At 70.9% G+C, this 21,499-nt stretch carries 15 protein-coding genes; 10 read left to right on the top strand and 5 right to left on the bottom strand.

Going from position 1 to position 21,499, the window contains the following annotated elements; all coding sequences use genetic code 11:
• Positions 1-17 precede the first annotated feature (17 nt).
• Positions 18-1,778, bottom strand: coding sequence for a site-2 protease family protein (locus ACIRPX_RS19625; protein ID WP_404195840.1), 1,761 nt, complete (start codon positions 1,776-1,778; stop codon positions 18-20).
• A 174-nt stretch (positions 1,779-1,952) separates the two neighbouring features.
• Here ACIRPX_RS19625 and ACIRPX_RS19620 point away from each other — a divergent pair, with 174 nt between their 5' ends.
• Both ACIRPX_RS19620 and ACIRPX_RS19615 read left to right on the top strand, forming a co-directional pair.
• Complete coding sequence (locus tag ACIRPX_RS19620; RefSeq protein WP_404195837.1) at positions 1,953-3,140, top strand: RecB family exonuclease; 1,188 nt, start codon at positions 1,953-1,955, stop codon at positions 3,138-3,140.
• 14 nt (positions 3,141-3,154) lie between these two features.
• Entirely contained in the window at positions 3,155-3,826 is a 672-nt protein-coding gene (locus ACIRPX_RS19615) for a response regulator transcription factor (protein ID WP_020939010.1), read from the top strand.
• Positions 3,827-3,908: 82 nt separating this feature from the next.
• Here the strand turns inward: ACIRPX_RS19615 and ACIRPX_RS19610 are convergent, their stop codons facing one another.
• Entirely contained in the window at positions 3,909-5,489 is a 1,581-nt protein-coding gene (locus ACIRPX_RS19610) for an ABC transporter substrate-binding protein (protein WP_404195834.1), read from the bottom strand.
• 68 nt (positions 5,490-5,557) lie between these two features.
• Entirely contained in the window at positions 5,558-7,162 is a 1,605-nt protein-coding gene (locus ACIRPX_RS19605; RefSeq protein ID WP_404195831.1) for an ABC transporter substrate-binding protein, read from the bottom strand.
• Positions 7,163-7,362: 200 nt separating this feature from the next.
• Here ACIRPX_RS19605 and ACIRPX_RS19600 point away from each other — a divergent pair, with 200 nt between their 5' ends.
• Positions 7,363-7,650, top strand: a complete 288-nt coding sequence (locus tag ACIRPX_RS19600; protein ID WP_404195828.1) for a hypothetical protein — start codon at positions 7,363-7,365, stop codon at positions 7,648-7,650.
• A gap of 12 nt (positions 7,651-7,662) precedes the next feature.
• Here the strand turns inward: ACIRPX_RS19600 and ACIRPX_RS19595 are convergent, their stop codons facing one another.
• Entirely contained in the window at positions 7,663-8,358 is a 696-nt protein-coding gene (locus ACIRPX_RS19595; protein ID WP_404195825.1) for an HAD family hydrolase, read from the bottom strand.
• Positions 8,359-8,542: 184 nt separating this feature from the next.
• On the bottom strand, positions 8,543-12,058 hold the full coding sequence (gene metH, locus ACIRPX_RS19590; RefSeq protein WP_404195822.1) for a methionine synthase: 3,516 nt from the start codon (positions 12,056-12,058) through the stop codon (positions 8,543-8,545).
• Positions 12,059-12,352: 294 nt separating this feature from the next.
• Here metH and ACIRPX_RS19585 point away from each other — a divergent pair, with 294 nt between their 5' ends.
• The 7 genes from ACIRPX_RS19585 (at position 12,353) to ACIRPX_RS19555 (ending at position 21,498) form a co-directional block, all read left to right on the top strand.
• A complete protein-coding gene (locus ACIRPX_RS19585; protein ID WP_404195819.1) occupies positions 12,353-13,117 on the top strand; it encodes an IclR family transcriptional regulator in 765 nt (254 codons plus the stop codon).
• Positions 13,118-13,445: 328 nt separating this feature from the next.
• A complete protein-coding gene (locus tag ACIRPX_RS19580) occupies positions 13,446-14,240 on the top strand; it encodes an MIP/aquaporin family protein (protein WP_404195817.1) in 795 nt (264 codons plus the stop codon).
• A 51-nt stretch (positions 14,241-14,291) separates the two neighbouring features.
• Positions 14,292-15,830, top strand: coding sequence for a glycerol kinase GlpK (gene glpK / locus ACIRPX_RS19575; RefSeq protein WP_404195814.1), 1,539 nt, complete (start codon positions 14,292-14,294; stop codon positions 15,828-15,830).
• Between the two features lie 51 nt (positions 15,831-15,881).
• A complete protein-coding gene (locus ACIRPX_RS19570; protein ID WP_404195812.1) occupies positions 15,882-17,498 on the top strand; it encodes an FAD-dependent oxidoreductase in 1,617 nt (538 codons plus the stop codon).
• 224 nt (positions 17,499-17,722) lie between these two features.
• Positions 17,723-18,394 (top strand): FadR/GntR family transcriptional regulator, encoded by a 672-nt coding sequence (locus ACIRPX_RS19565; RefSeq protein ID WP_404195809.1) that lies wholly within the window; start codon positions 17,723-17,725, stop codon positions 18,392-18,394.
• A gap of 143 nt (positions 18,395-18,537) precedes the next feature.
• Positions 18,538-19,515 (top strand): PAC2 family protein, encoded by a 978-nt coding sequence (locus ACIRPX_RS19560; RefSeq protein WP_404195806.1) that lies wholly within the window; start codon positions 18,538-18,540, stop codon positions 19,513-19,515.
• Positions 19,516-19,776: 261 nt separating this feature from the next.
• Complete coding sequence (locus ACIRPX_RS19555) at positions 19,777-21,498, top strand: S8 family peptidase (protein WP_404195803.1); 1,722 nt, start codon at positions 19,777-19,779, stop codon at positions 21,496-21,498.
• Position 21,499: the final 1 nt, after the last annotated feature.

The following is a 21,499-nucleotide window of genomic DNA, read 5'->3' as shown; positions in this document are numbered from 1 at the left end:
GCCGACCACCGGGCCGTTCACGGGGAGGGGCGGGCCATGGCCTTCACGAAGGCCCGCTCGACGTCGGCGGCGGACAGGACTCCGTAGATCGCGCCGGTCTCCTCGACCACCAGGTACTCGGTGGCGGGGGTGGCCCGCAGGACGTCCAGGAGGTCCTCGCCCGCGAGCTCCGCGGAGACGCGCATGCCGTCGGTGAGCTCCTGGGCGAGGCCGCCGACGGCCACCCACGGGCGGCGGTGCTCCGGTACGCCGACGATGGCGGCCTCGCGCACCAGGGAGAGCGGGTTGCCGTCGGGGTCCACGACGACCAGGGCGCGCGCGCCCGCGGCGTTGGCGCGGCGCAGCGCCTCGGACAGGGGGGTGTCGGTCTCGACCGGGACGGCGCGGCGGGTGAGGTTGCGGGCGCGCAGCTCCGGCAGATGCTCCCGCAGCCGGGCCATGCGCAGGCTGTTCCCGGCGCCGGTCCAGATGATGGCGGCGAGGATCGCGGCGAGCAGGGCGTCGGTCACCGTGTCCATGCCGACGCTGTCCTCGGCGGTGGAGCCGAGGGCCCCGGACTGGGTGAGCAGCGGGAGTCCGATGAGCACGGAGACGGCCAGGGCGCGGCCGACCCAGGCGGCGGCGACGGTGCCGGACATGGGCCTGCCGGTGATCTTCCAGACGACCGCGCGCAGCATGCGGCCGCCGTCGAGGGGCAGGCCGGGCAGGAGGTTGAAGACGGCGACGATCAGGTTGGAGACCATCAGGCCGGCCAGCAGGACGCCGGGGACGGTGCCGGGCTCCACGGGCTGCATGGCGACGTAGAAGAGGCCGGCGAGGACCAGGGAGAGCAGGGGGCCGACGAAGGCCAGGACGAACTCCCGGCCGGGGGTCTCGGCCTCCTTCTCGATCTCGGAGACGCCGCCGAAGAACTGGAGCTGGATGCGGCGCACGGGGAGCTTGAAGCGCAGGGCCGCGACCGTGTGGGCCAGTTCGTGGACGAGGACGGAGGCGTAGAAGGCGACCGCGAAGAAGAGGGAGACCAGGTAGCGGGCGGCGCCGAGTTCGGGCAGCACGCGGTCGAGCTGGCCGCCGAACACCCAGGTGATCAGGGCGGCCACGAGGAACCAGCTGGGCGCGACGTACACGGGCACGCCGAAGGGCCGGCCCATGAGCAGACCCCCGCGGGGGGACTCGGGCCGGCGGGGCGGGCGGGTCCCGGTGGTACCGGTGGTACCGGTAGTACCGGAGTGGGCGAGGGTGCGCTCGTGACCGGCGGTGTGGGCGGTGTGATCGGTGTGGTCCGCCGTGGAGCGGTCGCCGGTGGGACGGTCCTGGGCGCCGGGACGGCCGTCCGCGGCGGTGTGGCCGTCCACGGAGCGCTCGCGGCCGGGACCGCCCGCGGGGCGCGGGCCCCCGGAACCGTCCGCCGAGCCGGTGCGGCCGGAGTCGTCTGCGGGGTGCGGACCCCTAGGGCCGGCCGCCGAGTCGCTGCGGTCGGAACCGTCCGTGGAGTGCCTGTCACCGGAGCCGTTCGCGGGGTGCGGGTCTCCGGGGCCGTTCGCGGGGTGCGGGTCTCCGGGGCCGGCCGAGGGAGCCTGTTGCGGGTCGGTGCCGTGGGGGGTGTCCCGGCCGTCGCTTCCCGCGGCCCCGGTGCCGTTCTCCGCCTCGGCGGACCGTGTGGGCCGCCCGTCGGCCGGGGTGGGTGAGGGGGCGGCCGGGGCCACCGGCCCTGCGTGGTGCTCGGCCGGCTCGTCGGTGCCGGACCGCGGCTGCCCGCTCCCGCCGCTCTCGTCCACGATGTCCCCTCGTTCGAAGCGTCTTCCGCGCCTGCCGGGCGGAAGGGTCTGGGGTCGATGGTATGCGGCCGTCGCGGCGTGTTCCGCCCCGGCACCCCCTCAGTTTTCCCGTGCGTCGCACCCGTCACGGGCACGGCTGGGTCACTGTCGGTGGCGGGCCGTATGGTCTGGGGCATGGAGACGAGCGCGGAGGGCACGGCGGAGGCGCGCGGCAGCGGGGCGGTGCGGGGGGAGGCGCCGGCCCCCGCGGAGCGCGGGGAGCCGGTGGTCGCGGAGGAGCCCGCGGGTCCAGTGGAGCCGTCGGGTCCGGTAGCGGCGGTGGAGTCGGTGGCGGCGGTGGAACCGGTGGCGGCGGTGGAACCGGTGGCGGCGGTCGCGGTGGACGCGGCCGGTGGGGCGGGCAGGCGGGTGCCGGTGGCCACGGCGCCCGCGAGCCTGTCGCCGTCGCGGGCCGGCGACTTCATGCAGTGCCCCCTGCTCTACCGCTTCCGCGTCATCGACCGGCTGCCCGAGAAGCCGAGCGAGGCGGCCACTCGGGGCACGCTGGTGCACGCGGTGCTGGAGCGGCTCTTCGACGCCCCGGCCGCGGACCGGACCGCGCTGCGCGCCAAGGCCCTGATCCCCGGGCAGTGGGACCGGCTGCGCGAGACCAGGCCGGAGGTGGTGGAGCTGTTCGAGGACGACCCCGAGGGCGAGCGGCTGGCGCGCTGGCTGGGCGAGGCGGAGCGGCTGGTCGAGCGCTGGTTCACCCTGGAGGACCCGACCCGGCTGGAACCGGTCGAGCGGGAGCTGTTCGTCGAGACCGAGCTGGACTCGGGGCTCACGCTGCGCGGGATCATCGACCGGGTCGACGTGGCGCCCACGGGCGAGGTGCGGATCGTCGACTACAAGACGGGCAAGGCGCCCCGGCCGGAGTACGCCGAGGGCGCGCTGTTCCAGATGAAGTTCTACGCCCTGGTGGTGTGGCGGCTGAAGAACGTCGTGCCGCGGCGGCTGCAGCTGGTCTACCTCGGCAGCGGTGACGTCCTGACCTACGATCCCGTCCTCGCCGACCTGGAGCGTGTGGAGCGCAAGCTGCTGGCCCTGTGGGAGGCGATCAGCAGGGCGACCGAGTCCGGCGAATGGCGTCCGCGCCCCACCAAGCTGTGCGGGTGGTGCGACCACCAGGCCCACTGCCCGGAGTTCGGCGGCACTCCCCCGCCGTATCCGCTGGCGGTGCGGGCGGCCGGCCCGCGGTCCGCCACCGCCGCGGCCCCGGCCGCGGGAGCGGACTCCGCCGTCCGGCAGGCGGCGCCGGTGCCGGTGCCGGTGAGGGTGGTCGAGTCCGGCGACCTCACGCAGGGCAGAATGGGGCCGGACTAGCGAAGGAGACTTACGTGGCCATCCGCGTCCTACTGGTCGACGACCAGCCGCTGCTGCGCACGGGCTTCCGGATGATCCTGGAGGCCGAGCAGGACATCGCGGTCGTCGGCGAGGCCGGAGACGGCCTCCAGGCTCTCGACCAGGTGCGGGCGCTCCAGCCCGACGTGGTCCTGATGGACATCCGCATGCCCCGCATGGACGGGGTGGAGGCGACCCGGCAGATCACCGGGCCCGGGCGGGACGGCCCGGCCAAGGTGCTGGTGCTGACCACCTTCGACCTCGACGAGTACGTGGTGGAGGCGCTGCGCGCGGGTGCCAGCGGCTTCCTGCTGAAGGACGCGCCGGCCAACGAACTGGTGCAGGCCATCCGTGTGGTGGCCGGCGGTGAGGCGATGCTCGCGCCGAGCATCACCCGGCGGCTGCTCGACAAGTACGCCACCCATCTGCCCTCCGGCGAGGAGCCCGTCCCCGACACGCTGCACACCCTCACCGACCGCGAGGTGGAGGTGCTGAAGCTGGTGGCGCGCGGGCTGTCCAACGCCGAGATCGCCGCCGACCTGTTCGTGAGCGAGACCACCGTGAAGACGCACGTCGGGCATGTGCTGACCAAGCTGGGGCTGCGCGACCGGGTGCAGGCCGCGGTGTACGCGTACGAGAGCGGCCTGGTGCGTCCCGGCGCGCAGTAGGGCGCCGCGGCCGCGGTGGCGGCCGTGACGGAGGAAGGGCGTCCCCCGCGAGGGGCGCCCTTCTTTCCGTGTGCACGGCCGCTCAGTCCTTGCTGAGCTCCCAGAACCGGAACACCGTCGAGGCGTCCAGGCAGTACTCCAGGCCGTAGACGTTCTCCCGGGTCACGGCGTACTGCTTGGCCTGCCAGACCGGGAGGACCGGCAGCTGGTCGGCGACGATGTCCTGGAGCCGGCCGTAGTCGTGGTCCGTGGCGGAGCGGTCGCTCTGGGCGGCGGTGCGCGGGATGAGCGTGCCGGTGATCAAGCTGTTGCTGTAGTTGTTGCTCAGTACGTTGCCCTTGCCGAAGAACGGCGCGGTGAAGTTGTCGGCGTCCGGGTAGTCCGGCACCCAGCCCTTCACGTAGACGCCGTACCTGCCCTTGGCGATGTCCTTCTCGTACCGGTCGAAGGGGACGGACTTCACGTCGGCCTCGAACAGCCCGCTGTCGTCGAGCTGCTTGGCGATCGCCGTCAGCTCCTGGTCCGTGGCCGGGCCGTAGCGCGACGGGGTGGACCACAGGGTCAGCTTGACCTTGCCGGTGATGCCGTCGGCCTTCAGCGCGGCGGCGGCCCTGGTCGGCGAGGGACTGGCGCCGTAGGTGTCGAAGAAGGCCGTGTTGTGGCCCGCGATGCCCGCCGGGATGATCGAGTACAGCGGGGTGGCCGTGCCCCGGTAGACGTCCTTGATGAGGGCGTCGCGGTCGAGCAGATAGGCGATGGCCTTGCGCACGCCCAGCTTTCCGGCGACCGGGTCCCTCATGTTGAAGACCAGGTGCTGGACCTCGGCGCTGCTGCCCTCGACGACCTCGACCTTGGACTTGTTGTCGGCGTTCTGCAGGCCGGCGACGTCCTGGGCGGTCAGGCCGCGGTAGGCGATGTCGGCCTTGTCGTCCTGCAGAGCCTTCTTCAGCGCGGACTGGTTGCCGTGGAAGAACTTCAGCGTCACGCCGGAGTTCTTGACCTCGGCGGTGCCCTTGTACCTGTGGTTGACGGAGAAGACGGCCTTCTCCTTGCCGAAGGAGTCCAGGGTGTACGGGCCGGAGCCGATCGCCTTGCCGTCCTTGCGCAGTCCGCCGGCGTCGTACTGGGTGTGGTCGACGATCGAGCCGGCGCCGGAGGCGATCTTGCTCGGGAAGGTGGCGTCGGGGACCTTCAGCCGGAAGACGACGGTCCTCGCGTCCGGCGCCTCCACCTTCTCCAGCATGGGGAACATGATCGCCGGACCCGCCGCGTCGTTGATCCTGAGCATGCGGTCGAAGGAGAACTTCACGTCCTCGGAGGTGAGTTCGTCACCGTTGCTGAACTTCAGGCCGTCCCTGAGGGTGCACTTGTAGGCCGTGGTCGACAGGTCGGTGAAGCCGCACGACTGGGCCGCCTCCGGCTGCGGCTCGGTCCCCCCGTCGGGGAAGCTGAGCAGCGACTGGAAGACGTTGTTGAACAGCAGCCAGGACCCCGGGTCGTATCCGGAGGCGGGGTCGGTGGCCAGCACGTCGTCCGACATCCCCATGACGACGGCGGGCCCGGTCCCCCCGGAATCGCCGCTGCCCGCTCCACAGCCCGTCAAAAGCCCGGAGGCCAGCCCCGCCACTACGGGCAGGACCGGCCACTGGATGCGCATCTTCACGGCAAGGTGCCTTCTCGTCGGTGTCAGGACTCCCGGGGCCGCCGTCCCTGGGGCCCCGGGAACGGCCGTCAGCCGCTCACGCCACGGCCGAGCTCCCACAACTGCAGAGTCGAGGAGGAGTTGAGAGCGTACGCGGTGCCGGTGACGTCGTCGCGGGCGGCCACGTACTGCTTGCCCTGCCACAGCGGCAGGATGGGCACGTCGTCGGCGACGGTGTCCTGGATCGCGGTCAGGTCGGGGGCGGCGGCGATGCGGTCGGCCTCGCGGCGGGACGCGGGGATGAGGGTGTTGATGATCTTGTTGTTGTGGTACGGCAGCTTGAGGAAGTTGTCCTTGTCGAGGAACGGCGCCAGGTAGTTGTCGGCGTCCGGGAAGTCCGGGAACCAGCCCATGCCCCAGACGTCGTACTCGCCCTTGCGCTCGGCCGGGATGTAGTCCTTCCACAGCGCGCCCTGGATGCTGACGTCGAACAGGCCGCTGGCGTTGAGCTGCTTGCGAAGGATCTCGAATTCCTTCTTGGTGGCCGGGCCGTAGTGGTCGGTCGTGTAGTGCAGCGTCATCTTCACCGGAGTGGTGATGTTGGCGGCCGCCAGCAGGGACTTGGCCTTGGCGGTGCTCGGGTCGCCGTACTTGTTGAAGAACGAGTTGGAGTGGCCGGTGATGCTGGCCGGGACCAGCGAGAACAGCGGCTCGGCCTGGGTGCCGTAGACCTTGGAGACGAGCTCGCCGCGGTTGATCACCTGGGCCATCGCCTGGCGGACGGCCTTCGACTTCACGCTCGGGGCGTCGGTGTTGAAGGCGAGGTAGCGGATCTCGAGGCCGGCCATCTCGACGAGGTCGACGTTGTTGCCCGGGTCGTCGGACAGCTTCTGGATCTGCTGCGGCGACATGCTGCGGGTCATGACGTCGATGTCACCCTTGTCGAGCGCCTTGCCCATCGCACCGGCGTCCGGGAAGGAGACCATCTCCGCCTTGGAGTTGTTCACCTTCAGCGTCCCCTTGTAGTTGGGGTTCTTGGTGAACGTGGCCTTGACGAGCGAGTCGTCCTTCACCTCGCTCCGCAGGGTGTACGGGCCGGAGCCGTCCACGTCGAAGCCGTCGCGCAGCTTCTTCTTCTCGTAGTCGTCGGGGTTGACGATGCCGGCGACCGGGGTCGACAGCTTGTACGGGAAGGTGGCGTCGGCGGTCTTCAGGTGGAAGATCACGTCGCGGTCGCCCTTGGCCTCGACCGTGTCGATGGTGGAGAGCAGGCCGACCGGGCCGCCCTCCGCGTTGATGGCCCGCACACGGTCGATGGAGTACTTGACGTCCTGCGCGGTGATGGGGTCGCCGTTGGCGAACTTCAGGCCCTCACGCAGCTTGCACGCGTAGCGCTCGTTGCCGGAGTCGGTGAATGCGCAGCTCTCGGCGGCCTCGGGGACGGGTTCGCCCTCACCACGCGGCTGGATCATCAGCGTCTGCACGGTCTGACGCAGGATGTTCCAGGTGCCCACGTCGTACGCGTACGCCGGATCGAGCGGCGCAGGGGCATCCTTGGTGGCGGTGAACTGGTCCGTCGTCCCGACGACGATCGCGTCCCCACCGCTGCTGCCGCTGTCGGAACCACCACAGGCGGCGAGCACGGGCGCGAGCAGCCCGACCACGGCCGGCAGCACCAATGTCTTGCGGTTCATGCTCGTGTTTCTCCAGAGCTGTTCAGGTCCGTGTACCCGGCATGCAGGGGTGTCGCGGCGGATCACGGGGGTAGGGGCGATGGTTCTCGCGACGAGATTAGTCCGCACCTGCACGAGGGTTCACAATCACCGGAGTTGAGCCACCATCACGCAGCGGAACCGGCCGTGGACAGACCGGAGGCCCACGACGGGAAGGATTAGTGCAGCTTTCCATCAATCGGGACACAAGGGCACAGCGGCCCACCGCGAATCAGGGCTTACTGCACACACCGCGCGGCCTGTCGAGCCCCGTACAAGTGGTGAACGTCACACCATCAACAGGCGAGAGCGGCGCCGGAATTCGGCCGGTCGTCTTGATTCGAATTCCTTCGCACACCGGACTCCGGAATTCCAGTCCTTTCCCCTCTGCACACTGGGTGAACGCCCGGCGCATTTCTGTCATCAAGGCAGTCGTCGACGCCGTCGCCGACCCGGTGATCGCCGCGTGACCGGCTCCGCCGTCACAGGGTGATCAGACCGCGCAGGAAGGTCAGGTCCACGTCTTCCAGGGTGGTGACGACGGTCCGCCGGACGTCGGAGGCGATGGGGGCCACCGAGGGCACCACGACCACATGGCAGCCCGCGGCCTCGGCCGAGGCGACACCGGTCGCGGTGTCCTCGACGACCGCGCATCTGGCCGGGTCCACGCCGAGTCCGGCGGCCGCGGTCAGATAGGGGTCGGGGTGCGGCTTGGTGCGCGGGACCTCGTCGCCGGCCACCGACAGCGCGAAGTGCTGGGGGCCGAGCGAGGTGAGCACCCGGTCGATGATGCTCCGGTGGGAGGCGGAGACGAGGGCCGTCGGGATCTCGTACTCGGCGAGCTCGGCCAGCAGCCGGGCGGCGCCCGGCATCAGCGGCAGGGCGCCGGAGATACGGCTCTCGAAGCCCTGGTTGAGCAGGACGGAGAGCTCGGCGAGGGTGATGTCGGCGCCCGTGGCCTCGATCAGGAACCCCGCGCTGCGGGTCATCGGCCCGCCCACCACGACATGACGCCACGAGTCGTCGAGGGCGTGGCCGAGTCCGGCGAAGATCTCGACCTCGACGTCCCACCAGAACCCCTCGGTGTCCACCAGGGTTCCGTCCATGTCGAGGAGCACGGCCTGAAGAGCGGAGCCTTCGGCCATGCGGGTTCCGAGCGCGGGGACCGTACTGGTCATCCGGGCGCACCTCCTTGAGGGACGAGCAGGCCGGTTCCCGTGCGGGGAACCGGCCTGCAGTGGACCGACCAGTGTACGACGGTCGCGGCGCAAACGCCTCGTTTATCCGGCGTGCTCCGGGGCACACCCTCTGTACGCCGCGTGCCGCTGTGAGCTGCGCCTTCGCCGGATCCGGCGCGCCCTTTCAGCGCGCGTTGAAGTACTTCGCCTCCGGGTGGTGGATCACGATCGCGTCCGTGGACTGCTCGGGGTGCAGCTGGAACTCCTCCGAGAGCCGCACACCGATCCGCTCGGGCTGCAGCAGGTCCGCGATCTTGGCCCGGTCCTCCAGATTCGGGCACGCTCCGTAGCCGAGGGAGAAGCGGGCGCCCCGGTACTTCAGGGCGAACATGTCCTCCATCGCGCCCGGGTCCTCACCGGCGAAGCCCAGTTCCGAACGCACACGCGCGTGCCAGTACTCGGCGAGCGCCTCGGCCAGCTGGACGGACAGGCCGTGCAGTTCCAGGTAGTCGCGGTAGGCGTTCGCCTCGAACATACGTGCCGTCTCCTCGCCGATCCGCGAGCCGACGGTGACGACCTGGAGGCCGACGACGTCCGTCTCGCCGGACTCCTGGGGGCGGAAGAAGTCGGCGAGGCAGAGGCGGCGGCCGCGCCGCTGGCGCGGGAAGGTGAACCGGGTGCGCTCGTTGCCGTGCTCGTCCAGGATGATCAGGTCGTCGTCCTTGGAGACGCACGGGAAGTAGCCGTGGACGACGGCCGCCTCGAGGAGGTTCTCGGTCTGGAGCTTGTCGAGCAGACCGCGCAGCCGCGGCCGGCCGTCGCTCTCGACGAGCTCCTCGTACGACGGTCCCTCGCCCGTACGGGCCTGCTTCAGGCCCCACTGGCCCTTGAACAGCGCGCCCTCGTCGAGCCAGCTCGCGTACTCCTTGAGCTGGATGCCCTTGATGACGCGGGTGCCCCAGAACGGCGGCTGCGGGACGCGGTTGTCGGTGGCGACGTCGGAGCGGACGTGGCCCTCCTCCGGGTGCTCCTCCACCGCGGCGGGCGCGGTCGCCCGTACACGGCGCTGCTTCAGCTCGGGCAGCTGCGCGCCGGGGACACCGCGCTTGACGCCGATGAGCGCGTCCATCAGGCGCAGGCCCTCGAACGCGTCGCGGGCGTAGCGGACCTCGCCGTCGTAGACCTCGTGCAGATCCTGCTCGACGTACGCGCGCGTGAGGGCCGCGCCGCCCAGGATGACGGGGTAGGTCGCCGCCAGTTTGCGCTGGTTGAGCTCCTCCAGGTTCTCCTTCATGATCACCGTGGACTTGACCAGGAGCCCCGACATGCCGATCACGTCGGCGCGGTGCTCCTCGGCCGCCTCCAGGATCGCGGAGACCGGCTGCTTGATGCCGAGGTTGACGACGTTGTAGCCGTTGTTGGACAGGATGATGTCGACCAGGTTCTTGCCGATGTCGTGCACGTCGCCGCGGACCGTGGCCAGCACGATGGTGCCCTTGCCGTCGGCGTCGGTCTTCTCCATGTGCGGTTCGAGGTAGGCGACCGCGCTCTTCATCACCTCGGCGGACTGCAGCACGAACGGCAGCTGCATCTGGCCGGAGCCGAAGAGCTCGCCGACGACCTTCATGCCGTCCAGCAGCGTCTCGTTGACGATGTCCAGCGCCGGGCGCTCCTGGAGGGCCTCGTCGAGGTCGGCCTCCAGGCCGTTGCGCTCGCCGTCGATGATCCGCCGCGCCAGGCGCTCGTCCAGCGGCAGCGCCGCCAGCTCCTCCGCCTTGCCGGCCTTCAGCGACTTCGCGGTGGCGCCCTCGAACAGCTGCATGAGCTTCTGCAGCGGGTCGTAGCCCTCGGCGCGGCGGTCGTGGATCAGGTCGAGGGCGGTGGTGACCTGCTCCTCGTCGAAGCGGGCGATCGGGAGGATCTTGGAGGCGTGCACGATCGCCGAGTCCAGGCCCGCCTTGACGCACTCGTCCAGGAAGACGGAGTTGAGCAGGATGCGGGCGGCCGGGTTGAGGCCGAAGGAGATGTTCGACAGGCCCAGGGTGGTCTGCACGTCCGGATGGCGGCGCTTGAGCTCGCGGATGGCCTCGATGGTGGCCAGACCGTCCTTGCGGGACTCCTCCTGCCCGGTGCAGATGGTGAAGGTCAGGGTGTCGATGAGGATGTCCGACTCGTGGATGCCCCAGTTGCCGGTCAGGTCCTCGATGAGCCGTTCGGCGATCTCGACCTTCTTCTCCGGGGTGCGGGCCTGGCCCTCCTCGTCGATGGTGAGGGCGATGAGCGCGGCGCCGTGCTCCCGGGCGAGCTTGGTGACCTTCGCGAACCGGGACTCGGGGCCGTCGCCGTCCTCGTAGTTGACGGAGTTGATGACCGCGCGGCCGCCCAGCTTCTCCAGCCCCGCCCGGATGACCTCGACCTCGGTGGAGTCCAGCACGACCGGCAGGGTGGAGGCGGTGGCGAAGCGGCCGGCCAGCTCCTCCATGTCGGCGACGCCGTCCCGGCCGACGTAGTCCACGCACAGGTCCAGCATGTGGGCACCCTCGCGGATCTGCTCGCGGGCCATCTCCACGCAGTCGTCCCAGCGGCCCTCCAGCATCGCCTCACGGAACTTCTTGGAGCCGTTGGCGTTCGTGCGCTCGCCGATCGCGAGGTACGCGGTGTCCTGGCGGAAGGGCACCGTCTGGTAGAGCGAGGCGGCACCGGGCTCGGGCTGCGGCCGGCGCTCGGTCGGGGTGGCCGCCCGGACCCGCTCCACCAGCTGCCGCAGGTGCTCGGGGGTGGTGCCGCAGCAGCCGCCGACGAGGGAGAGGCCGTAGTCGCGCACGAAGGTCTCGTGGGCATCGGCCAGCTCGGACGGGCCGAGCGGGTAGCTGGCGCCGTCCTTGCCGAGCACCGGGAGGCCGGCGTTCGGCATGCAGGACAGGGGGATGCGGGAGTGGCGGGAGAGATAGCGCAGGTGCTCGCTCATCTCGGCGGGGCCCGTGGCGCAGTTCATGCCGATCATGTCGATGCCGAGCGGCTCCAGCGCGGTCAGCGCGGCGCCGATCTCCGAGCCCAGCAGCATGGTGCCGGTCGTCTCGACGGTGACGGAGACGATGACCGGCAGGTCGAGGCCGGAGATCTCGCGGGCCCGCTGGGCGCCGATCACCGCGGCCTTGGTCTGCAGCAGGTCCTGGGTGGTCTCCACGATCAGCGCGTCGGCGCCGCCCGCGATCAGGCCCTCGGCGTTCTGCTGGAAGGCGTCGCGGATGGTGGTGTACCCGATGTGGCCGAGCGTGGGCAGCTTGGTGCCGGGGCCGATGGAGCCCAGCACCCAGCGCGGGCGGCCGTCCCGGGCGAGGTAGCCGTCGGCGGTCTCGCGGGCGATGCGGGCGCCCGCCTCGGACAGCTCGTAGACCCGTTCGGGGATGTCGTACTCGGCCATCGCGGCGTAGTTGGCGCCGAAGGTGTTGGTCTCGACGCAGTCCACGCCGGCGTCGAAGTACTCCTCGTGCACGGAGCGGACGATGTCGGGGCGGGTCAGGTTCAGGATCTCGTTGCAGCCTTCGAGGTTCTGGAAGTCCTCGAGGGTCGGCTCCTGGGCCTGGAGCATGGTGCCCATGGCTCCGTCGGCGACCACCACCCGGGTGGCGAGCGCCTCGCGGAGCGCGGACACACGGGTCCGGCTGTCGGCGGAAGGGGTCAGTGGCGACGAGGCCATGAAGGGGCTCCCTTGGAGTGCGACGGCTGTCGGCTTTGCGTCCGCCCGCGGGTCTTCCGCGGTGGGCGCACCTCGCCAGAGTAACCGGGTCCGGACGGGGACGGACGGGGCGTCCACGACGCGGACGAGGATGACGCACGGGCCACTTGCGGGATACGAGTGACGCAACAGATCTCGACGGATGACAGTGGACCATTGGCGGGAGGTCGGCATCGACCGGTAGTGTTCGGCATTGCCGAACAGCGGCAGCGACGTCGTTCGTCGACGGTCGAAGGGGACGGAGGCAGCACGGCGATGGCACGGAACATCCAGTCGCTCGAACGGGCGGCCGCGATGCTGCGGCTGCTCGCGGGTGGCGAGCGACGGCTCGGCCTCTCGGACATCGCCTCGTCACTGGGCCTCGCCAAGGGCACCGCCCACGGGATCCTGCGCACCCTCCAGCAGGAGGGCTTCGTCGAGCAGGACGACGCCTCCGGGCGCTATCAGCTGGGCGCCGAACTGCTGCGCCTGGGCACCACCTATCTCGACGTGCACGAGTTGCGGGCGCGCGCCCTGGTCTGGACGGACGACCTGGCCCGCTCCAGCGGCGAGAGCGTCTACCTCGGCGTACTGCACCAGCACGGCGTGCTCATCGTGCATCACGTCTTCCGGCCCGACGACAGCCGTCAGGTCTTGGAGATCGGGGCCATGCAGCCGCTGCACTCCACGGCCCTCGGCAAGGTCCTGTCGGCCTACGACCCGGTCGCGCACAGCGAGGCGATCGAGGCCGACCGCAAGGCCTTCACCGACCGGACGGTGTGCGACCTGGAGGGCTTCGAGCACATCCTCGACATGTCACGCGCGCGTGGCTACGCGGCCGACGTCGAGGAGACCTGGGAGGGCGTGGCGTCCGTCGCCGCGCCCATCCACGACCGGCGGCGGATGCCGGTGGGCGCCGTGGGCGTCACCGGCGCCGTGGAGCGGCTGTGCCGGAACGGCGAACTGCGCCCCGATCTGGTGGCCGCGGTACGGGACTGCGCCCGCGCGGTGTCGCGGGACCTGGGCGCCGGACGGTTCTGAACCCTTCCCACCCGCACCGGCCCGGCGGCACAGACCGCCCGGTCGGTACGCACCGTGCTTGTTACTCGGCCGTACACAGCTGACCTGCAAGATCGACATTTCTCGCCGATCGATAACGATCGCATTTTCGACAACAGGACCCTTGACGGGCATGCGACCCCGGGGCAAGACTCCCGTCCATCGGTCGGCATTGTCGAACACCTACCGGCAATACGCGCTAGAGTGTGACAACGCCAAGGGCCGGCATCGCTCTCACCCCCGAGGGCAGCTCGAACTCCCGGAGGGACCCGGGGTTCGGTCCCCTGGACGAAGGACAAAGGAGTCGCGGGTGTCCAGCTCCGACATCTTCATCGGCGAGACCATCGGTACCGCCATACTCATCCTGCTCGGCGGCGGCGTCTGTGCCGCCGTGACGCTGAAGGCCTCCAAGGCCCGTAACGCCGGCTGGCTCGCCATCGCCTTCGGGTGGGGCTTCGCGGTCATGACGGCGGTCTACATCTCCGGCCCGCTCTCCGGTGCCCACCTCAACCCCGCCGTCACCGTCGCCCTGGCCATCAAGGACAGCGACTGGAGCAACGTCCCGGTCTACTTCGCCGGCCAGATGCTCGGCGCGATGATCGGCGCGACCCTGGTGTGGGTCGCCTACTACGGCCAGTTCCACGCTCACCTGACCGACAAGGAGATCGTCGGCGGCCCGGGCGCCCAGGCCACGAAGGTCAAGGCCGTCGAGGCCCAGGAGACGGGCGCCGGCCCGGTCCTGGGGATCTTCTCCACCGGCCCGGAGATCCGTCACGCGGTGCAGAACCTCCTCACGGAGATCGTCGGCACCATCGTGCTGATCCTCGCGGTGCTCACGCAGGGTCTCAACGCCAAGGGTGACGGGCTCGGCGTCCTGGGCGGTCTGATCACCGCGCTGGTCGTCGTCTCCATCGGTCTCTCGCTCGGCGGCCCGACGGGCTACGCGATCAACCCGGCCCGCGACCTGGGCCCGCGCATCGTGCACGCCCTTCTGCCCCTGCCCAACAAGGGCGGCTCGGACTGGGGCTACGCCTGGGTGCCGGTGGTCGGTCCGCTGATCGGCGGCGCGATCGCTGCAGGCATCTACAACGTCGCTTTTGCTTAAAGCACGGTGGAACAGTCCCCCTCCCAACTCAGTGAACCCCAGGAGCACACAGTGACCGACGCCCACACTGCCGGCCCCTTCATCGCCGCCATCGACCAGGGCACGACCTCCTCGCGCTGCATCGTCTTCGACCGGGACGGCCGTATCGTCTCCGTCGACCAGAAGGAGCACGAGCAGATCTTCCCGAAGCCGGGCTGGGTCGAGCACAACGCCACCGAGATCTGGACCAACGTCCAGGAGGTCGTCGCCGGGGCCATCGCCAAGGCCGGCATCACCCGCGACGACATCAAGGCCATCGGCATCACCAACCAGCGCGAGACCACCGTGCTGTGGGACAAGAACACCGGTGAGCCCGTCCACAACGCCATCGTGTGGCAGGACACCCGCACCGACGCCCTGTGCAAGGAGCTCGGGCGCAACGTCGGCCAGGACCGCTTCCGCCGCGAGACCGGCCTTCCCCTCGCCTCCTACTTCGCCGGTCCCAAGGCCCGCTGGCTGCTGGACAACGTGGACGGCCTCAAGGAGCGCGCCGCGGCCGGGGACATCCTCTTCGGCACCATGGACACCTGGGTCATCTGGAACCTGACCGGCGGCCCGGACGGCGGCAAGCACGTCACCGACGTCACCAACGCCTCCCGCACCATGCTGATGAACCTCCACACCATGGAGTGGGACGACAAGATCGCCGAGTCGATCGGCGTGCCGCTGCAGATCCTGCCCGAGATCCGCTCCTCCGCCGAGGTCTACGGCGAGATCACCGGCGGCAAGCTGGGCGACCTGCTCGGCGGCATCCCGGTCGCCTCCGCGCTCGGCGACCAGCAGGCGGCCCTGTTCGGCCAGACCTGCTTCGCCGAGGGCGAGACCAAGTCGACGTACGGCACCGGCACCTTCATGGTGATGAACACCGGCGACAAGATCATCAACTCGTACGCCGGCCTGCTCACCACCGTCGGCTACAAGATCGGCGACCAGAAGACGGTCTACGCCCTGGAGGGCTCGATCGCCGTCACCGGGTCCCTGGTGCAGTGGATGCGCGACCAGATGGGCCTGATCTCCACCGCCGCCGAGATCGAGACGCTCGCGCTCTCGGTCGAGGACAACGGCGGCGCCTACTTCGTGCCGGCCTTCTCCGGCCTGTTCGCCCCGCACTGGAACGCCGACGCCCGCGGTGTGATCGCCGGCCTGACCCGGTACGTCACCAAGGCGCACCTCGCGCGCGCCGTCCTGGAGGCCACCGCCTGGCAGACCCGGGAGATCGCCGACGCCATGGTCAAGGACTCCGGCGACGACCTGGTGACCCTCAAGGTCGACGGCGGCATGACCGCCAACAACCTGCTGATGCAGACGCTCGCCGACGTCCTGGACGCGCCCGTGGTGCGCCCGATGGTCGCCGAGACCACCTGCCTCGGCGCCGCCTACGCCGCCGGTCTCGCCGTCGGCTTCTGGTCCAGCACCGACGAACTGCGCGCCAACTGGCGCCGGGCCGCCGAGTGGACCCCCCGCATGGACGCGGAGACCCGCGACCGTGAGTACAAGAACTGGCTCAAGGCCGTCGACCGGACCATGGGCTGGCTCGAGGACGAGAGCTGACGAGGGCCCCGCGAAGGCTCAGCCCGCTCTGATGAGGAGTAAGTACCCGACATGACCAGTCAGTCCACCCTGCAGTCCGTGCCTGCCCTGGGCACCCGCCCGGCCTCCGGCTTCACCGCGAGCCGCGCCGAGACCCGGGAGCAGCTCGCCAAGGCGTCGTTCGACCTTCTTGTGATCGGCGGCGGCATCCTGGGCATCTCCACCGCCTGGCACGCCGCGCAGTCCGGCCTCAGGGTGGCTCTGGTCGACGCCGGCGACTTCGCCGGCGCCACCTCGTCCGCCTCCTCCAAGCTCCTCCACGGCGGTCTGCGCTACCTGCAGACCGGCGCGGTGAAGCTGGTGGCGGAGAACCACTTCGAGCGCCGTGCGGTCTCCCGCCAGGTGGCACCTCACCTGGCGAACCCGCTCACCTTCTACCTCCCCGTGTACAAGGGCGGGCCGCACGGCGCCGCGAAGCTCGGGGCGGGCGTCTTCGCCTACTCCGCGCTCTCCGCGTTCGGTGACGGCGTCGGCCACCTCCTCTCCCCCGCCAAGGCGGCGCAGGACGTGCCCGAGCTGCGCACCGAGAACCTCAAGGCCGTGGCCGTGTACGGCGACGACCAGATGAACGACGCGCGCATGGCGCTGATGACGGTCCGCGCGGCCGTCGAGTCGGGCGCCGTGGTCCTCAACCACGCCGAGGTGACCGGCCTGCGCTTCACCCGGGGCCGGGTGACCGGTGCCGAGCTGCGCGACCGCACCTCCGGCGACGAGTTCGGCGTCGACGCCCGGCTCGTTCTGAACGCGACCGGACCCTGGGTCGACCACCTGCGCCGGATGGAGGACCCGAATGCGGCACCGTCGATCCGGCTGTCGAAGGGCGCGCATCTGGTCCTGAGGCGGACCTCCCCGTGGAAGGCCGCCCTGGCCACCCCGATCGACAAGTACCGCATCACCTTCGCCCTCCCCTGGGAGGACATGCTGCTGCTCGGCACCACCGACGAGGAGTTCGAGGGCGACCCGGCGGACGTCTCGGTGACCGACCGGGACATCTCCCAGATCCTCGACGAGGCCGCCTTCTCCGTGCGCGACCAGCAGCTCTCCCGGGACCTGATCACGTACTCCTTCGCGGGTCTGCGCGTGCTGCCCGGCGGTCCCGGCAGCACGGCGAAGGCCAAGCGCGAGACCGTGGTCACGGAGGGCCGCGGCGGCATGCTGTCCGTCGCCGGCGGCAAGTGGACGACCTTCCGCCACATAGGCCGTACGGTCATGAAGAAGCTGGAGTCGCTGCCGGGCCACCCGCTGGGCGACGACTTCGAGCCCATCGCCTCGCTGCCGAAGAAGCTGCCGCTGCCCGGTGTCGCCAACCCGCGCGCGGTCGCGCACCGGCTGCTGGTGGACCACCCGGCGCCGGGGCCGCGGATGGCCGCCGACACGGCCAAGCACCTCGCCACCCACTACGGTTCGCTGGCCTTCGACATCGCGCGGCTGGCGAACGAGAGCCCGGAGCTGGGCGAGCGGGTGCACCCGGACGCACCGGAGATCTGGGCGCAGGTCGTCTACGCCCGCGACAACGAGTGGGCCGAGACGCCGGACGACGTGCTGCGCCGCCGGACGACGCTGACGATCCGGGGCCTGGCCACGGACGAGGTCCGCGCGAAGGTTCAGGACCTGCTCGACAAGAAGTGACCTCGTGCCGGTCCCTTCCCCTGGCCAGGACCGGCACGACAGCGGGGCGGCCCCTCTCCCCGGAGGCCGGATCCGCGGCGGGGGCGGCTCCATGCCGACGGAGCCGCCCCTTTCGCGTGGGCGGGGATTCCGGGTCCGGGCTGAGCGTCCGGCGCCCCGTTCAGCCCGCTGGAACGTCATAATGACGTGAGACATCGGATGTCTGAACGGCAGGGAGGCGGGACATGGCGGTCACCGACGAGGCGATCGAGAAGATCAAGGGGATGATCGTCTCCGGCGCGCTGCGCCCCGGTGACCGGCTGCCCAAGGAGAGCGAGCTGGCGGCCGAGCTCGGGCTGTCCCGCAACTCCCTGCGGGAGGCGGTGCGCGCCCTGTCGCTGATCCGGATCCTGGACGTACGGCAGGGCGACGGCACCTATGTGACCAGCCTCGACCCGCAGTTGCTGCTGGAGGCCCTGAGTTTCGTCGTCGACTTCCACCGCGACGACACCGTGCTGGAGTTCCTGGCGGTGCGGCGGATCCTGGAGCCGGCCGCCACGGCGATGGCGGCCTCGCGCATCAGCGAGCAGCAACTGGACGCGCTGGCGGCCCAGTTGGACAAACTCGGGGACGCGCCGTCGGTGGAGGAGCTGGTCGCCTGCGACCTCGAATTCCACCGCGGCATCGTGCAGACCTCCGGCAACTCGGTGCTCTGCTCGCTGCTGGACGGCCTGTCGGGGCCGACCACCCGGGCCCGCATCTGGCGCGGTCTGACCCAGGAGGACGCGGTCAGCCGCACCCTGCACGAGCACCGGGCGATCCTGGCCGCACTGCGCGACCGGGACGCGGAGGCGGCGCGGTCGTGGGCGACGGTGCACATCGCGAGCGTCGAGCAGTGGCTGCGCTCGACGCTGTGAGGTACGCGGCCGGAAGGGGTGTCCCGGGCTCCCGAACAGGGCAGTGATCCGTTCACCCGCCCGTGCAAGGGGGCTGCGGGTGGCCCCGTCCCACGCCGTAAGGTTGGGTGGTCAAGCGAGGGCATGTCGGAAAGGAGGCCTGGGTGATCGAGCTCGAGGGGGTTCCCGAGCTGATCGACCCGGTCATGGTGGCCGCGTTCGAGGGCTGGAACGATGCCGGCGACGCAGCCTCCGCCGCGGTCGCGCATCTGGACAAGGAGTGGAAGGGCGAGGTGTTCGCGGCGCTGGACGCCGAGGACTACTACGACTTCCAGGTGAACCGCCCCACGGTGTGGATGGACGGCGGCGTGCGCAAGATCACGTGGCCGACCACGCGCCTCTCGGTGGTCCGGGTCGGCGGCGACAAGCCGCGCGACCTCGTCCTCGTCCGTGGCATCGAACCGTCCATGCGCTGGCGCTCGTTCTGCAACGAGCTGCTGGGCTTCGCGCACGAACTCGGCGTGGAGCTGGTGGTCGTCCTGGGCGCCCTGCTCGGTGACACCCCGCACACCCGTCCGGTTCCGATCAGCGGCACCACGTCCGACGCGGACCTGGCGCGCCGCATGGACCTGGAGGAGACGAAGTACGAGGGGCCCACGGGCATCGTCGGGATCCTGCAGGAGGCCTGTACGCACGCGGGCGTGCCGGCGGTGTCGCTGTGGGCGGCCGTGCCGCACTACGTGTCGCAGCCGCCGAACCCGAAGGCGACGCTGGCCCTGCTCAACCGCCTGGAGGACCTGATCGACGTACGCATCCCGCTGGGCGAGCTGCCCGAGGACGCGCGCGCCTGGCAGGTGGGCGTGGACCAGCTGGCCGCCGAGGACAGCGAGGTCGCCGAGTACGTGCAGACGCTGGAGGAGGCCCGGGACACCGCGGAGCTGCCGGAGGCGTCGGGCGAGGCGATCGCCCGCGAGTTCGAGCGGTATCTGCGGCGCCGGGACGGATCGGGCCCGCCGGGCGGCGGGCACGCCACCGCGGACGGCGGCGACAGCACGCCGTACCTGCGGGACAACCCCGGCCGGACGAAACCGCCGAAGCCGCCCAAGCCGGGCACGGAGGACGACGAGTCCTCGGAGGAATGAGCGGGTGAAGGCCGAGTGAGGGCGGTGCGCCGGTGGCGCACCGCCCTTCTCGTCGTCCAGGGCCGCGGCGACGCGTCAGGACGCCAGCGACTTTGGCCGGATTGGGACGTGACCGCTGTTTCCGGCCGGATTGCACACGTTACCCAATTCAACTTGTCTCAAACCAAGTTGGCGAAAACAGCCTTTACGGGTCGGCATCCGCGTGCTTGGTTGTGGAGCGACGGCGCACCCGCACGGACCGAACCGAAGGGAGCGGCACCGATGAGCGACCAGGTACAGCCGGCACAGGGTCCCGGGGCCGGCGGGCCCGGACCCGACGGAGCGGGATTCACCTATCGAGGAGCCGAGCAGGAACTGATCGTGGTCGCGAGCACCGAGGCCCGGCTGCGCGCTCGCACCGAGGGCGTCCGCTCGGCGGCCGGTGCCGACGTCTCGGCCCTCAACATGTTCCTCAGCGACGAACAGCTGCGTCTGCAACCGCTGTTCGGCAGCGAGGAGCGGCTTCAGCAGACCTCGGCGGCGCCCGGCGAGCAGAGCGTTCCCGACCTCGCCCTGTTCTACCGGGTGCGCGGCGGGGAGAGCCGTGCCCAGGAGCTGCGGTCGCGGATCGCGGCCCTGCCGGGGATCGACACGGCGTACGTGAAGCCGGGCGCCGTCCCCGCGACGGTGGCCGACGACGGCCGCCTGAAGGAGGGCGCCCCGGTCACACCGGACTTCAGCGGCCGTCAGGGCTATCTGCGCCCCGCCCCCGACGGGATCGACGCCCACTGGGCATGGCACCGGCCCGGTGGTTCGGGTCAGGGGGTGACGGTCGTCGACGTCGAAGGCGCCTGGCAGTTGGGCCACGAGGACCTGGCCGCCAAGCTGGCCGGCGTCGTGGTCGGCACCCCGCTGACCGATCTCGCCTGGCGCAACCACGGCACCGCCGTGATCGGCGTGATCGGCGGCGACCGCAACGAGTACGGCGTGTGCGGCATCGTGCCCGAGGCCGTGACCGCGGCCGCGTCCTTCCAGGACATCGGCACGGCGGCCGCGATCCACGCGGCGGCCGAGCGGCTCGGTCCCGGCGACGTCGTCCTGGTCGAACTCCACCGTCCGGGGCCGCGGTTCGAGTACGCCGAGCGCGACGACCAGCGCGGCTACCTCCCCCTGGAGTGGTGGCCGGACGACTTCGCGGCCGTCCGCTACGCCACCGCCCGGGGCATCCTGGTGGTCGCGGCCGCGGGCAACGGCGGCGAGTCGCTCGACGACGCGCTCTACGAGCGCCGCCCCGACGAGTTCCCCGACTGGTGGCGCAACCCGTTCAACCCCTCCAACCAGTCCTCCGGCGCGGTCCTGGTCGGCGCGGGCGCTCCGCCGCCCGGCACGCACGGCCGCGACCACGGACCGGACCGGTCGAGGCTCGCGTTCTCCAACTACGGCGCCCGCGTGGACGCCCAGGGCTGGGGCCGCGAGGTCACGACCACCGGCGGTTTCTGGGACCGGCCCGGCGATCTGCAGGGCGGGCCCGAGGAGGTCGCCTGGTACACGGACACGTTCTCGGGGACGTCCTCCGCCTCCCCGGTCGTGGTCGGCGCACTGGCCGCGCTGCAGGGAATGCTGAAGACGGCGGGCCAGACGCCGATGTCCCCGGAACGTGCCCGCGAGGTGCTGCGCGCGACGGGCTCGCCGCAGCAGGACGCACCGGGCCGGCCCGCCTCCCAGCGGATCGGCAACCGGCCCGACATCAAGGCGGCGGTCAGCCGTCTGCTGCCGCAGTCGGTCGGCTCGGGCCTGGCCGAGCGGTACTGGGACGAGTTGCTGCCGTATCCGCGCGAACTCCCGCCGAGGCTCAGGCTGTTCGTGGCCGGCGCCTGGCGGAACCTCAACGACCCGTCCCCGGAGATCCGCCAGGCGGTGCACTCCGCCTTCGCGGGGGGACGGCCCGACGTCCGAGTGTGGTTCTCGGACGACGAGATCGTCGGCCTGGTCGTCACGGGCTGAC

It is taken from the genome of Streptomyces sp. NPDC101225 (assembly GCF_044767585.1).
Taxonomy (GTDB): Bacteria; Actinomycetota; Actinomycetes; order Streptomycetales; family Streptomycetaceae; genus Streptomyces.
The sequence above is the reverse complement of the archived record's forward strand: the minus strand, read 5'-3'. Positions and strand labels throughout refer to the sequence as shown.

Bases quoted from the DNA above. Each gene is read 5' to 3' on its own strand.
- ACIRPX_RS19605 (WP_404195831.1), bottom strand. From the start codon at position 7,162: ATGAACCGCAAGACATTGGTGCTGCCGGCCGTGGTCGGGCTGCTCGCG.
- ACIRPX_RS19570 (WP_404195812.1), top strand. From the start codon at position 15,882: ATGACCAGTCAGTCCACCCTGCAGTCCGTGCCTGCCCTGGGCACCCGC.
- metH (WP_404195822.1), bottom strand. From the start codon at position 12,058: ATGGCCTCGTCGCCACTGACCCCTTCCGCCGACAGCCGGACCCGTGTG.
- ACIRPX_RS19620 (WP_404195837.1), top strand. From the start codon at position 1,953: ATGGAGACGAGCGCGGAGGGCACGGCGGAGGCGCGCGGCAGCGGGGCG.
- ACIRPX_RS19555 (WP_404195803.1), top strand. From the start codon at position 19,777: ATGAGCGACCAGGTACAGCCGGCACAGGGTCCCGGGGCCGGCGGGCCC.
- ACIRPX_RS19565 (WP_404195809.1), top strand. From the start codon at position 17,723: ATGGCGGTCACCGACGAGGCGATCGAGAAGATCAAGGGGATGATCGTC.
- ACIRPX_RS19595 (WP_404195825.1), bottom strand. From the start codon at position 8,358: ATGACCAGTACGGTCCCCGCGCTCGGAACCCGCATGGCCGAAGGCTCC.
- ACIRPX_RS19585 (WP_404195819.1), top strand. From the start codon at position 12,353: ATGGCACGGAACATCCAGTCGCTCGAACGGGCGGCCGCGATGCTGCGG.